This is a genomic window from Enterobacter quasihormaechei, assembly GCF_004331385.1.
GTDB lineage: Bacteria > Pseudomonadota > Gammaproteobacteria > Enterobacterales > Enterobacteriaceae > Enterobacter > Enterobacter quasihormaechei.
On record NZ_SJON01000031.1, the window covers coordinates 1 to 13642 of the forward strand.

At 57.6% G+C, this 13642-nt stretch carries 9 protein-coding genes; 4 read left to right on the forward strand and 5 right to left on the reverse strand.

Translation table 11 applies throughout. The features are described 5' to 3' along the window. Positions 1-91: 91 nt before the first annotated feature. Positions 92-1546 carry an AMP nucleosidase gene (locus E0L16_RS21725; RefSeq protein WP_131638277.1) on the reverse strand — a complete coding sequence of 485 codons (1455 nt, stop codon included), beginning with the start codon at positions 1544-1546 and terminating at the stop codon, positions 92-94. 81 nt (positions 1547-1627) lie between these two features. After that, the gene (shiA, locus tag E0L16_RS21730) at positions 1628-2938 is read right to left on the reverse strand and encodes a shikimate transporter (RefSeq protein ID WP_131638279.1); all 1311 of its coding nucleotides are present in this window, start codon (positions 2936-2938) and stop codon (positions 1628-1630) included. Between the two features lie 256 nt (positions 2939-3194). On the opposite strand from shiA, the gene pagP reads away from it, so the two are divergent. Further along, on the forward strand, positions 3195-3770 hold the full coding sequence (gene pagP / locus E0L16_RS21735; RefSeq protein ID WP_131638281.1) for a lipid IV(A) palmitoyltransferase PagP: 576 nt from the start codon (positions 3195-3197) through the stop codon (positions 3768-3770). Here the strand turns inward: pagP and E0L16_RS21740 are convergent. Genes E0L16_RS21740 through E0L16_RS21750 form a run of 3 tightly spaced genes read right to left on the reverse strand, consistent with a single transcriptional unit; the run spans position 3767 to position 8876 of the window. Next, positions 3767-4732, reverse strand: coding sequence for an acyltransferase (locus E0L16_RS21740; protein WP_063868378.1), 966 nt, complete (start codon positions 4730-4732; stop codon positions 3767-3769). The two genes, pagP and E0L16_RS21740, sit on opposite strands and share 4 nt — an antisense overlap. Beyond that, positions 4729-7791, reverse strand: coding sequence for an efflux RND transporter permease subunit (locus tag E0L16_RS21745; RefSeq protein ID WP_131638283.1), 3063 nt, complete (start codon positions 7789-7791; stop codon positions 4729-4731). The genes E0L16_RS21740 and E0L16_RS21745 overlap by 4 nt, the downstream gene beginning before the upstream one ends. Beyond that, positions 7791-8876: an efflux RND transporter periplasmic adaptor subunit gene (locus tag E0L16_RS21750; RefSeq protein WP_165498436.1), complete on the reverse strand. Its 1086-nt coding sequence runs from the start codon at positions 8874-8876 to the stop codon at positions 7791-7793. The genes E0L16_RS21745 and E0L16_RS21750 overlap by 1 nt, the downstream gene beginning before the upstream one ends. Positions 8877-9348: 472 nt before the next feature. Here E0L16_RS21750 and E0L16_RS21755 point away from each other — a divergent pair, with 472 nt between their 5' ends. The 3 genes from E0L16_RS21755 to ldtA all read left to right on the forward strand — a co-directional run bounded on the left by E0L16_RS21755 (position 9349) and on the right by ldtA (position 13517). After that, positions 9349-9780: a universal stress protein gene (locus E0L16_RS21755; protein ID WP_063868381.1), complete on the forward strand. Its 432-nt coding sequence runs from the start codon at positions 9349-9351 to the stop codon at positions 9778-9780. A gap of 47 nt (positions 9781-9827) precedes the next feature. Further along, the gene (locus E0L16_RS21760; protein WP_131638285.1) at positions 9828-12521 is read left to right on the forward strand and encodes a cation-transporting P-type ATPase; all 2694 of its coding nucleotides are present in this window, start codon (positions 9828-9830) and stop codon (positions 12519-12521) included. Between the two features lie 63 nt (positions 12522-12584). Continuing rightward, on the forward strand, positions 12585-13517 hold the full coding sequence (gene ldtA, locus E0L16_RS21765) for a L,D-transpeptidase (RefSeq protein WP_131638287.1): 933 nt from the start codon (positions 12585-12587) through the stop codon (positions 13515-13517). Positions 13518-13642 lie beyond the last annotated feature (125 nt).

Below are 13642 nucleotides of genomic sequence, written 5' to 3' on the forward strand. Positions count from 1 at the left end.
CTGCGTTCGGTAAACTTGTCGGGTGGCGCTCGGCTTACCCGACCTACGAATTCCAGGCCGGGTGAGTGGTATGCGTGATGTGTCCTTGTTATCAGCGGAACGGTGGCTCATTAAAGGTGCGCAGCTTGCGGGAGTGCAGTTTATCGCCCTCGGCACGCAGTAAATCTATAGCGCGGATACCAATCTGAAGATGCTCTGAGATCGCCCCTTCGTAAAAACGGTTCGCCTGGCCCGGCAGCTTGATCTCGCCGTGCAGCGGTTTATCGGACACGCACAGCAGCGTGCCGTAAGGGACGCGGAAGCGGTAGCCCTGCGCCGCAATGGTGGCACTTTCCATATCGATCGCCACCGCGCGGCTGAGGTTAAAGCGCAGCGCGGAGGCGGAATAACGCAGTTCCCAGTTACGATCGTCGGTAGTAACCACCGTGCCGGTGCGCAGGCGCTGCTTCACCTCTTCACCCGGCATACCGCTCACCTCTTTAGTGGCGTCATACAGGGCGCGCTGGACTTCCGCGATGCTCGGGATAGGAATGTCCGGCGGCAGAACCGCGTCAAGGACGTGGTCGTCGCGCAGGTACGCGTGGGCGAGAACGTAATCCCCAATCAGCTGGCTTTCGCGCAGGCCGCCGCAGTGGCCAATCATCAGCCAGACGTCCGGGCGCAGAACCGCCAGGTGGTCGCAGATGGTTTTCGCGTTCGACGGCCCAACGCCAATATTAATCAGCGTAATGCCCTGGCCGTCGGCGGTGATCAGGTGCCAGGCCGGCATCTGGTGCTTTTTCCACGCCAGGTCGGAAATGGCCTGCTCCGGCGCTTCGGTTTCAGCGGTGATCCAGATCCCGCCCGCGCAAGACAGGGCGACGTAAGGGCTATCCGGATCGAGGATCTGGCTACAGCCCCAGCGAACAAACTCGTCCACGTAGCGGGTGTAGTTGGTAAACAGCACGAACGGCTGGAAATGCTCGGCTGGGGTGCCGGTGTAGTGGCGCAGGCGCGCCAGCGAAAAATCCACGCGGCGGGCGTCAAAGTGCGAGAGCGGTGAAAATTCTGCCGGGTGATAAATTCCGTCCGCCGTCTCATCGCCAATCTGCGAAAGCTCGGTGGTCGGGAAGTGGCGCGTCAGCCCCGCGCTCATGGAGCGGTCCAGCGTTAGCGCCGAGCCGTCAATCACGTACGGGTAAGGGATCTCGTGCAGCGACGGTTCCACGGATATATGCGCACCGTAATCCTGATACAGCAACGTGAGCTGTTCTTCCAGGTAGGGGCGGAACAGCGCAGGGCGGGTGATGGTCGTGCTGTAACAGCCGGAGTGGGTAAAACGTGCATAGGCGCGGGTTTTCGGATTGCTGCTGGCGCTGCCGTCCCAGGTGACAGAGAGCGATGGATAAACAAAAAGGCCCTCAGTTCTGGCCTTTTCATCGGGAAGTTTCCCTGTTTCGATATATTCACTGATGGCGCTGCGCAGTGCGTTGACGGATTGCTCATACAGCGCGTCGAGTTTTTCCAGCGCCTGAGCCGGGGTCAGGCTGGAGCCCTTATTATTCATGTCTGTCTCCTTGTTCCACAGGTGTGCGGCAATACCCGATAGTATGTCACACGCCCGTGAAACTAAAGTGAGGAGATCGGCCTAGCGCGTTTCCTTCATGAACAGGGCGGTCGCGGCGGAGAGCAGGCAGCCTGCCAGCAGATAAATTGCCACGCTGTGCCAGTTCCCGCCGGAGAAGGTCACCAGCGCGGCGGCGATAAACGGCGTAAACCCGCCGCCGACCACGCTCGCCACCTGATATCCCACGCCCGCGCCGCTGTAGCGGTAGCTGGCGCCGAACAGCTCGGTAAAAATCGGCTGCTGCACGCACACCACCATATCGTGGGCGATGTTGGCGAGCATGATGGCGAAGAAGACGATCCAGAACACCGACTGCGCCTCCAGTGCCATAAAGAACGGCCAGGCGCTGAGCGTGCCGATAAGCGCGCCCGTGATGTAAACCCGGCGGCGGCCAAACCGATCCGCGAGCCAGGCGAAGCAGGGGATGGTCAGGCAGCTGATCCCGCCCACCACCAGGCCAATGTTCAGAAACAGCTCACGCGGCAGGCCGAGGTTCTGGGTGGAGTAGTTCAGGGCGAAGGCGGTGACGATATACATGGTCAGCAGTTCGCACAGGCGCAGGGCGATGATTTTCAGAAAAGCGCCAGGGTGCTGCACCAGCGCTTCCATCACCGGCAGCCTTTTTTTCGCGACCGGTTTTTCGCGCTGCTGCTGCTCAAACTCAGCCGACTCTTCCATGCCGTTGCGGATCCACAGGGCCGCGATGACCAGCACAATGCTGAAAATAAACGGAATGCGCCAGCCCCAGCTCAGGAACTGCTCGTCTGTCGTGAGCTGGCTAATGAGCGACACCAGCCCGGTGGAAAGCAGTAGTCCCACGCCATAACCCACCTGCACGCCGCTGCTGTAAAACGCCTTCCTGTGCTCCGGCGCGCTTTCCACGGACAGCAATGCCGCGCCGCCCCATTCACCGCCGACGGCAAAGCCCTGAATGGCGCGCAATGTTACCAGCAACGCCGGGGCCCACCAGCCAATCGACGCAAAGGAAGGCAAAATACCGATAAGCGCGGTGGCAATGCCCATCATCCAGACGGTGAGCATCAGCATCCGTTTCCGGCCAAGGCGGTCACCGAAGTGGCCGAAAATGATGCCGCCCAGCGGACGAAACAGAAAACCGACGCCAAAGGTGGCAAACGCGGCGAGCGTGCCCATGGCGGGGCTAATCTGGGGGAAAAATTCGCGGTTAAATACCAGCGCAGCGGTAATACCGTAGAGCAGAAAGTCATACCAGTCGACGACGGCGCCCGCGAAGCTACCTAAAGCGGCGCGGCGGGCGCGGTTCAGCGAAAGCGTCTCCTCGCTGCGGCGAGCGGAGATGAGGGTGGAGTCCATAGTTGTCCTGTCTGTACTGATTTTTAATTATTGGTATAAGAAAAGGTCACTCACATTGCGGCCGTCATCGTGACGGAAGGTATGAGACTACCGCGACGGGCGGCCAGAGAAAACGTTTTTATCTTTCCTGAAAGCGCTGAATAAATAAATTTCATCTTAACCGGGCCCAATATAAATCAGCCTGTTTGGCTCCGGTTAGGGCTGAATGGTTTACAGTAATAGTGATCGCTGCGTGACGTAAGCTGAGGGAATAACGATGCAACGCCTCTTTCCTGCACTCTGGGTAGTCCTGTTTTTGGTGGTTTCGCCGCTGCATGCGGAGCCGAAAGTCTATGGCGAACAGCGCATTCACCGCTGGTGGGATGCGGTCACGGACGATATTTCCCAGACCTGGGAGCAGCCGGAGCGTTACGATCTCTACCTGCCGTTTCTGAGCTGGCACGCCCGCTTCATGTATGACAAAGAGAAAACAGACAACTACAACGAAATGCCGTGGGGCGGTGGGCTGGGTGTGTCTCGTTACAACGACGAGGGCAACTGGAGCGCGCTCTTCGCCATGATGTTTAAAGATTCCCACAACGAGTGGCAGCCCGCGATGGGCTACGGCTGGGAGAAGGGCTGGTATCTGGATAACGCGAAAGATTTCCGTCTGGGGCTGGGCGCCGCGGCGGGGATCACCGCGCGCGACGACTTTGCCAACTACGTACCGCTGCCGTTTATCTTTCCCCTGTTCTCAGCTGGATACAAGCGCGTTACCGTCCAGTTCACCTATATTCCCGGCACCTACAACAACGGCAACGTGCTGTTTGCCTGGCTGCGGCTGGGCTTTTAAAGGGTAATGACCTTTTTGGCCACCGCGTTGGAGAGGATGAGCAGCGAAAACAGGACCGACGTAATAAAGGTGAGCACAATCAGGGCCAGCTTGATGCTCAGAGAGGTCACCGGAATGAGCGCCGTCAGCAGGTGAAACACCGAGTAGTGCATAATATAGACCCCGGTCATCGTTTTGCTAATGGCGGCCAGCACGGACTCTTTAAACTCCGCATTGCGGCGAAAGCGCACGCCGTTGGCCGCGATCACCAGGGCGATAATCAGAATGTAGATTTGCGATCCGGTGAGGATAAAGGCGTTTCTGTCCGCTTTAAACAGGGCAAAAAAGAAGTGCCGCTCGTAAAACCACGTGAACAGATAGATAAACGGGATGGCAATCACCGCTGCCCTGACCACGTTTTTGCGGCCGATCCACGCCGCGATGTGCGGATCGCAAAAGAGTTGTCCCGTCAGATAAAACAGCAGCCACGTCCACAGGCGATACTGCGGCGACAGCGAAAGGACATGTACGTCAGGATAGAGTGCTGACAGCAAATCGTACCCGTAGGAGAAAAGCAGCAGGGCGGCAATTACCCCAACGAAAAGCGTTCGCCGCTGGCTGAGCCACTCCACCACCGGATGAAATGTGTAAATTACGATAAACGCGAACACGAACCAGGGCTGGATCAGATACCCGCGCTGATAGGGCTCCCACAGGTAGTAAATGGTCACCCAGAACAGAAAGACGATCACCAGGCTTTTGATCTTATCAAGCTGCCAGCGGGTGCCGTGGCGGGATTGCCCATCCAGATAGCCCGCCACCACAAAAAACAGCGGCGTGGCGATGGTCGAGATAAACGTTAAAAAGCCGAGGATCCAGTGATAGTCATAATCATACCGATCCCAGGTATTGTAGATGGTGAAGAAAGTCACCGCCGTCATACAGCCCAGCGTCTTGATGATGTTCAGCCCTGTCGCATTCATTGTTGTTCAGCTTCGTCCTTACGATGGAAACACGCGTAAATTACCGGGAGTACCAGCAGCGTCAGGATTGTAGCAAACCCAAGTCCAAACATAATCACAACGGCCATGCTCTGGAAGAACACATCCAGCAGCAGAGGAGCGAGCCCGAGCACGGTGGTAAAGGCGGTGAGCAGGATGGGGCGCAGGCGCGAGGTGGCGGCGTAAACGATCGCGCTGTGCTGATCCTGCTGCGCTTTCTGCTGTTCTATCTCCTCTACCAGCACAATGCCGTTGCGGATCAGCATCCCGCTCAGGCTCAGCAGGCCAATCAGCGCCATAAAGCCAAAGGGGATCCCGGTCAGTAAAAACCCCGGCGTCACGCCGATCAGCGCCAGCGGCACGGTCAGCCATATAGCGACGGCGTTTTTCACCGAGCTGAACATCAGCACCGTGATCACAAACATCACCAGATAACCGAGCGGCAGCGTGGTGAACAGCCCCTGCTGCGCTTCGCTGGAGTTCTCCGCGTCCCCGCCCCACTCGATGCTGTAGCCGTGGGGCAGGGGGAGCGCATCAATTTGCGGCTTCACCCGGGCGAGAATATCGCCGGAGGTTTGCTGGCTTAGGGGGTCGGGATCGGTCTGCACGGTCAGCACGCGGGAGCGGTCGCGACGCAGAATAAGCGGATCTTCCCACTCCAGCGCGAAGCCGCTGACGACGTTGCTCAGCGGGATATACTGCTGCCGGGTCTGGCTCCAGACCAGGACGTTATTCAGGTGATTGGCGTCCAGCCGCTCGCTTTCCGGCGGGCGCACCACCACGGGCAGCAGATCGCTGCCTTCACGGTACAGCCCCGCCCGGCTGCCGGAGAAATTCATCTCCAGTGCGTTATCCACGTCCTGCTTATCCACGCCAAGCTCGCGGCCCAGCGCGGTAACGTACTGCGGGCGGATCACTTTGCTGCGGTTTTGCCAGTCGTTCCTGACGCTGTCCGTGGCCGGATCGCGCGTGAGGATATTGTCTACCTGGCTGGCGATCAGGCGCAGCCTGTCCGGGTCAGGACCTTTAATACGCACTTCAATAGCGCTGTCGCCGGAAGGACCAAACATCACCCGTTTCGTGCTGGCGTTAACCTGTGGATAGTTCCGGGCGATGTACTCATCAACGTGACGGGTCAGGGCGGAGATATTACGCTGGTCATCCATCCGCACCATGATTTGCGCATAGTTGCTGTACTGGCGCTGTCCGCTGTAGGTCAAAATAAAACGCATACTTCCCTGACCGATCGTCGAGACCGTGGTTTCCACGCCTGGCTGGCCGTTGATGGTTTTCTCGATATCGCCGGTCATCTTCTCGGTCCATTTAATGTCGGTACCGTAAGGGAGCCAGAGGTCGACAAAGAAAATCGGCGTACTGGAAGAGGGGAAGAAGTTCTGCCGCACCGAGCCAAAGCCCCAGATGGCGGCTGCCAGCAGCGCGGCCATCACCACCAGCGTTGGCGCTTTACGCCGCAACAGCGCCTTAAGCAAACCCTGGTAAATGCGATAGATGCGTTTGTCGTAGGGGTCCGTTTTGTCGGCCTCTGGCGGCGCAGCGTCGTGTTTAAACAGCCACCATTTGATCAGCACCGGCGTAATGGTGAGGGCAGAGAACCAGCTCAGCATGAGCGAAATCAGCAGAACCTGAAACAGCGACTTACAGTATTCGCCGGTGGAGTCCTGCGACAGCCCGACGGGCGCGAAGGCCAGGATGGCGATGACCGTCGCCCCCAGCAGCGGCAGCGCAGAACGGCGAATAATGTGGTTAATGGCGCTCAGCAGGGGTGAGCCCTGCTGCCGGGCGATCAGTACCCCTTCGACAACCACGATGGCATTGTCCACCAGCATGCTGAGGGCGATGATCAGCGCCCCCAGCGAAATGCGCTGAAGTTCAATGCCCCAAAGATACATGATCAGCAGCGTGCCCAGCACGTTGAGCGCGAGGGAAAAGGCGATAATGATCCCGCTGCGTACGCCCATAAAGATCAGCAACACACCGACGACAATCGCCAGCGCCATCAGGAAATTAATGATAAATCCGTTAACGGAATCACCGACCTCCGCCGCCTGATCGTAAAACAGGTCGATATGGATGCCTGCCGGCTTTTCGGCTGACATCTGCTCAAGCTTCGCCTCCAGCGCATGCCCCACGTCGATCACGTTTACGCCGGGGATAAAGGAGACGCCCATGGTGACGGCTTTTCTGCCGTTGGCATGGTAGATGCTGGAGGGGGAGGCATCCAGCCCGCGCGACAGGGTGGCAATATCCCGCAAGCGGGTAGCCGCCCCAGCGCCGGGCGGGGTTACGATCAGATCGGCAAGCTCGTCAATATTCTCGAATTCCCCGGTAGGATGCAGGCGAATGGACTCGGTCCCGGCGGGAATGTCTCCGGCGCTGGAGACCACGTTCAGCCTGCTCAACAGGCCGGAAAGCTGGTTCAGCGTTATCCCGCGGGCGGCCATTTTGGTCAGAGAGATGTCCACGTTAATCTGCTGGGTGATGGCACCCCCAATGGCAACTTTGCCCACGCCCGGTACAAGGACCAGCTCCCGGCGCAGCTGCTCGGCATACCGCACCAGTTCCGGATTGCTGAATTCATCGCCGGAAATGGCAAAGAAAAAGCCGAACACGTCGCCAAAATCGTCATTCACAAACGGGGCGACTACGCCCGGCGGAAACTGTCGGGCGGCATCTCCCACCCGGCGACGCAGCTCATCCCAGATTTGCGGTAGCTCATCTGAGTGGTAGCGCGAGGCAATATTGACCGTGATCTGCGACAGGCCGTTGGAGGAGATGGAGCTGACGTTATCGAGGTAAGGGAGCTGCTGTAGCGCGTTTTCCAGCGGCAGGGTGACCTCTTCCTCAACCTGCTGCGCCGACGCGCCCGGATAATGGGCGATCACCACCGCAGTTTTGATGGTAAACGCCGGATCTTCCAGCCTGCCGATGTTCAGCAGGGCAATAATGCCGCCCACGCCCAGCAGCAGAATAGTCAGCCAGACGCGAACCGGATTACTGATAAACTGACGAGAGATATCCATTACAGTCCCCGTTCACGCGTCCAGATGCGTACCGGCTGATTGGCGTGTAGCTCGCCCACGCCTGCGGCCACCACGCGTTCACCGGCCTTAAGCCCGTCGACGACGACGATGCCCTCAGCGCTAACTTGCCCCACGCTGACCTTTCGATCTTCCAGGTGCAACGTTTCGCCTTCGCCCGTTACCACCCAGACGTGCGGCTCATTGCGCGGGCGGTTATCCGGGCTAAAGACCGCCTCAACCGGCACCACCAGCGCCTCGCTGCCCACGCCCGCCGGAAGGTCGGTTAAATTGACGGTGACCGTCCCGCTGACGCCGCCCACAACGGGAAAATCATCCGGGCGGGGCATGGTTAAAATCACCTGCCAGGTCAGGGTGTTGCTGTCGCTACTGCCCGAGTGTTCTTTGTACACTGCGGTGAACTCGCGCCCGGGCAGGGCATTGATCCTCACCACCGGTCTGTACTGCGCATTGCGGATATCGAAGGTTTTAAACAGATTTTCCGGAAGGCTGAACACCACGTCCAGCAGGTCTGTACGGGTCAATGTGACGATGGGCTGGCCGGCTGACACGACCTGATGATTTCGCACATGGACGCTGGCCGCTGTCCCGCTAAAGGGGGCGACGAGCGTCATCTGGCTCAATTCTTCTCGCGCAATCTGTAGCGCGGCGTTTGCAGAATCGCGGCTGGCGCGCTGGACATCCATCTCGGCCTTCGACACGGCCTGGCGTCCCGCCAGCGTCTGGAAGCGGTCAAATTGCCTCTGCGCCAGGGTTGCCGCCGTTTGCCTGTCGTTCAGACGCTGCCGGGCTTCACGATCGTTAAGACTGGCGAGCCGTTGCCCCTGTTTGACAACGGCGCCCTGGCGAATGTCCAGGGTCTCAATCTGCCCGGCACGTTTGAACGCGAGATCCGTAGCGTCGCCGGATTCGATGCGGGCGGGAAAGACGCGCTGCTGCGCGTTGCCGGCCTTCACCACCTCTGCGACTTTTACCATTTTCGGCAGGGGCGCGGCGCGATCGGGTTTAGGATCGCACGCCGTCAGCAGTAATAACACAGCGGGCAGAAGAGAGACGTAGCGCTTCACAGTATTCCCCTGATAATAATTGTTTTATTTATTTCGTCATCAATGCTGGGGTGGCGCTATTCTGCCAGGGCCGAGACGACCACATAGGTAAATAAACCGATTGCTGTGCTGGCGATAATGGCAAGCGCGATAAACAAACCAAGGCGAATCAGGCTTAAACCGTACATGCATTCCTCCATGAGGTAGAAGGTGGCGCAGGGTAAATATGAATAAACGTATTGCATGCCTGACTATGAGCATAGTCGGTGAATAAATAAATGTTAAATAACCATTATTACTGGCGTGGCAGGCTAAGGCGAAACATGTGTGACGATAGCGTATTCGCTTTGAATAACAACCTGATATTCCTGTGCTACGTTTAATAGCATTCATCCCTTTTTTCCGAAAAGGCCTTTGCGCATATACCCCCTGGTTTGATGCGATCTCTCCTGATTCACTCACAGCTGTGTTGGTTATAAAAAGGATGCTTGATATGTATAAAACGATTCTGGTGCCGGTGGATGTTTACGAAACAGCGCTGTCAGATAAAGCGCTACAGCATGCCCAGTTCCTCGCGCAAAGCGCATCGGGTGACGTTCATCTGCTGTACGTTATGCCAAAGTTCTCGGCTGAACTGACCCGCGGTTTTATTGCAGACGCGAGAAAGATGGATGAATATATGGTTAATAATGCTAAAGAAAAACTTGCCGCGCTGGTAAAAAAAATCAACCTGCCGGAAGAAAATGTTCATCTTCACGTTCGCAGCGGGAATATACGTGATGAGGCGATCAAACTGGCGGATGAACTTAACGCCGGCGCAATTATTGTGGGGTCGCGCAATCCAAATATTCAAACCCACTTATTAGGGTCAGAGGCGGCGAGTATCGTTCGTTATGCGCATGTTCCTGTTTTCGTTATTCGTTAATTGCATGAAAGCAAGGTGATTTCTGAAAAGAACCCGAGGAAGGAACGATGATAACAGAAAAGCCTCACCGTCCGTATTATCAACAGACCGTTGATGAAACCCTGACAAATATCCAATCCAGCCTGGACGGACTTAGCAGTGCGGAAGCCACCGTCAGGCTGGACAAATATGGTGAAAATGCCTTACCGCAAAAACCGGGTAAACCCGGCTGGCTGCGCTTTCTGGCCCATTTCAACGATGTTCTCATTTACGTTCTGCTGGTGGCGGCGCTGCTGAAGCTGATAATGGGACACTGGGTGGATATGTTTGTCATTCTCGGGGTGGCCGTCATTAACGCCCTGATTGGCCATATTCAGGAGAGCAATGCGGAGAAATCGCTGCAAAGTATTCGCAATATGCTCTCCAGCGAGGCGGTGGTCATCCGGCAGGGCAGCCATGAAACCATCCCCACCACGGCGCTGGTGCCGGGAGACATCGTGGTTATACGCGCCGGAGATCGCATTCCTGCCGATCTTCGCGTGATAGAGGCGCACAACCTGCGGGTGGAAGAGGCTATCCTCACCGGCGAATCCACCGTGGTGGAGAAAAGCAGCGATGCGCTCAGCGGCGAACTGCCGTTAGGCGACCGTTACAACCTGCTGTATTCCGGCACCACGGTCAGCTCCGGCGGGGGGAAAGGGCTGGTGGTAGCGACCGGCGGCGAGACCGAGCTCGGCCATATCAACCAGATGATGTCGGACATTGAAAAACACCGTACCCCGCTGATGGTGCAAATGGACAAGCTCGGCAAGACCATTTTCATCACCATTCTGGTCATGATGCTGGCGCTGTTTGTTTTCAGCCTCATCTTCCGCGATATGCCCGTTTCAGAGCTGGTGCTGTCGCTGATTAGCCTGGCGGTGGCCGCGGTGCCGGAAGGATTACCGGCCATTATCTCGATCATCCTCTCGCTGGGCGTGCAGGCGATGGCGCGCCGCAAGGCGATTATTCGCAAGTTGCCTACCGTGGAAACCCTGGGGGCGATGACGGTTATCTGCTCGGATAAAACCGGCACCCTGACCATGAATGAGATGACGGTAAAAGCGGTGATTACCGCAGACACCACCTACCGCGTGGAGGGCGACAGCTACGAGCCGGTGGGCACTATTCACCCTGTTGACGATCCGACGCCAGTCAGCGTGACCCAGGGATCCGTGCTGGAGCGCTATCTGCGCACCGTCGATCTCTGTAATGACAGCCAGCTGATCAAAGATGAGCAGGGGTTATGGAAAATCACCGGCGGCCCCACCGAAGGCGCGCTGAAGGTGTTGGCGGCCAAAATTCCGCTGCCAGCAGTTGATGCCGAGTTGCGCAGTAAAATCCCATTCGATTCGCAGTACAAATACATGTCCACCCTGTATCGTCTGGGCGACGAAGAGGTCATGTTAATTACCGGTGCGCCGGACGTCCTTTTCCGTCTTTGTCAGCACCAGCAGACCCACAGCGGGCTCGAGCCGTTCAACCTGCACTACTGGGAAGAGAAGATTGAAGAGTATGCGCGCGAAGGATTGCGCATGGTGGCTGCGGCCTGGAAGCCGGCCGCCAGCGGCCAGCGGGAGCTGACCCATGCCGATCTGCAAGAGGGCGTTATTCTGCTCGGCATCGCGGGCATGATGGATCCCCCGCGCCCGGAAGCCATTACGGCCATTGCCGACTGCCTACAGGCGGGCATTCGCGTGAAAATGATCACCGGGGATCATCCGCAAACGGCGATGAGCATCGGGCAGATGCTGGGTATTGGCAACGCGGCGAGCGCCATCACCGGGCGCGAGCTGGAGGCGATGGACGACCATCAGCTGAGCGACGCGGCGCAAAAATACGATATCTTTGCCCGAACCAGCCCGGAAGATAAATTCCGCCTGGTGCAGGCGCTGCAAAGTAAACAGGAAGTGGTCGGGATGACCGGGGACGGGGTGAACGATGCGCCGGCGCTGAAGCGGGCGGACGTCGGCATCGCGATGGGGATCAAAGGTACTGAAGTCACCAAAGAAGCCGCCGACATGGTGTTAACGGACGATAACTTTGCCACCATTGCCAGGGCGGTCCATGAAGGGCGTCGGGTCTACGACAACCTGAAAAAGACCATTTTGTTCGTGATCCCCAGCAACATCGCCCAGGCTCTGCTGATCATTATCGCCCTGCTGGCGGGGAACCTGATCCCGCTAACACCGGTACTGATCCTGTGGATGAACATGGCAACCTCGGCAACGCTGTCGTTTGGCCTGGCGTTTGAAGCGGGTGAGAAGGACATCATGAACCGGCCGCCGCGTAAGTCTAACCTGCACGTGATGGACGGTTACGCCATCTGGCGCGTGGTGTTTGTCGGCCTGATGATCGCCATCAGCGCCTTTGTGCTGGAGGCCTGGCTACAACCGCGCGGCTACTCGCCGGAGTTCATCCGCACCGTGTTGCTGCAAATGCTGGTGACTGCCCAGTGGTTTTACATGCTCAACTGCCGCGTCACCGACGGCTTCTCCCTGAGTAAAGGTCTGCTGGCTAACAAGGGGATATGGATTGTGAGCGGCGTGCTGCTGGCGCTTCAGCTTCTGATCGTCTATGCGCCGTTCATGCAAATGCTGTTCGGTACCGAGGCGCTGCCGTTCCGCTACTGGATCATTACTTTCCTGGTCGGGTTTGCGATGTTCATGATCGTTGAAGCGGAAAAAGTCCTTACCCGGAGATGGCGCACGACGAAAAAGTGATTGCGTGAGTATGATAAGCCTGCCCACCGGCAGGCTTTCTCTTTTGGATGAGTACAGAACACTATGATTCGATTTGTCGCGTTCGTTTTTACGCTTTGTATGCTGGTTCCCGCTGCATCTGCTGTCACTTACCCGCTGCCTCCCGAGGGGAGCCGCCTGGTGGGAGCGCCGATAACCGTCACCGTACCTGAAGGCAATACCCTGCCGCTCGAAGCGTTTGCAGCGCAGCACGGGCAGGGGTTGAGCAATATGCTGGAAGCTAACCCGGGGGTAGATCCGTTTTTACCGCGTGCCGGTACACAGCTGGTGGTGCCGCAGCAGTTAATTTTGCCGCCAACGGTGCGCGAGGGGATTGTGGTGAACGTCGCGGAAATGCGTCTTTACTATTATCCACCCGGCAGCAATACGGTTGAGGTCTTGCCTATTGGCATTGGTCAGGCCGGGCGCGAGACGCCGCGTAACTGGGTAACCGCCGTAGAGCGCAAGCAGGAAGGCCCAACCTGGTCACCGACGCCCAACACGCGGCGCGCTTACGCGAAAGAGGGGAAAACGTTGCCCGCGTTCGTTCCCGCCGGGCCGGATAACCCGATGGGGCTGTATGCTCTCTATATCGGCAGGCTGTACGCTATACACGGTACCAATTCGAATTTCGGCATCGGCCTGCGCGTCAGCCAGGGCTGCATTCGCCTGCGTAATAACGATATCAAATACCTGTTTGATAACGTTTCGGAGGGGACGCGGGTACAGCTTATCGATCAGCCCGTAAAAGTGACAACCGAGCCGGACGGCAGCCGCTGGGTTGAGGTCCACGAGCCACTTTCACGCAATCGTGCTGAATTTGAATCGACCAACAAGGTGCCGCTACCCATTACGGCTGCACTGCGGTCGCAGCTTGTGAGCGAGGGTGCAGCCGCTGAGCTGGAACGGCGGTCGGGGATGCCGGTGAAGCTTGCTATGCCCGGTGGCGCTGCGCTTACCGGGCCTACAGGACCGTAGATCGGGTAAGGCGCAGCCGCCACCCGACAAACTTACCGAACGCAGAAAAGCAAAAAGCCTGCTTTAAAAGCAGGCTTTTCAAATTTGGCTCCTCTGACTGGACTCGAACCAGTGACATACGGATT

What these genes read in the sequence shown, in the direction of transcription:
- E0L16_RS21725 (WP_131638277.1), bottom strand. Translation starts at nt 1,546, where the DNA reads ATGAATAATAAGGGCTCCAGCCTGACCCCGGCTCAGGCGCTGGAAAAA.
- shiA (WP_131638279.1), bottom strand. Translation starts at nt 2,938, where the DNA reads ATGGACTCCACCCTCATCTCCGCTCGCCGCAGCGAGGAGACGCTTTCG.
- pagP (WP_131638281.1), top strand. Translation starts at nt 3,195, where the DNA reads ATGCAACGCCTCTTTCCTGCACTCTGGGTAGTCCTGTTTTTGGTGGTT.
- E0L16_RS21740 (WP_063868378.1), bottom strand. Translation starts at nt 4,732, where the DNA reads ATGAATGCGACAGGGCTGAACATCATCAAGACGCTGGGCTGTATGACG.
- E0L16_RS21745 (WP_131638283.1), bottom strand. Translation starts at nt 7,791, where the DNA reads ATGGATATCTCTCGTCAGTTTATCAGTAATCCGGTTCGCGTCTGGCTG.
- E0L16_RS21755 (WP_063868381.1), top strand. Translation starts at nt 9,349, where the DNA reads ATGTATAAAACGATTCTGGTGCCGGTGGATGTTTACGAAACAGCGCTG.
- E0L16_RS21760 (WP_131638285.1), top strand. Translation starts at nt 9,828, where the DNA reads ATGATAACAGAAAAGCCTCACCGTCCGTATTATCAACAGACCGTTGAT.
- ldtA (WP_131638287.1), top strand. Translation starts at nt 12,585, where the DNA reads ATGATTCGATTTGTCGCGTTCGTTTTTACGCTTTGTATGCTGGTTCCC.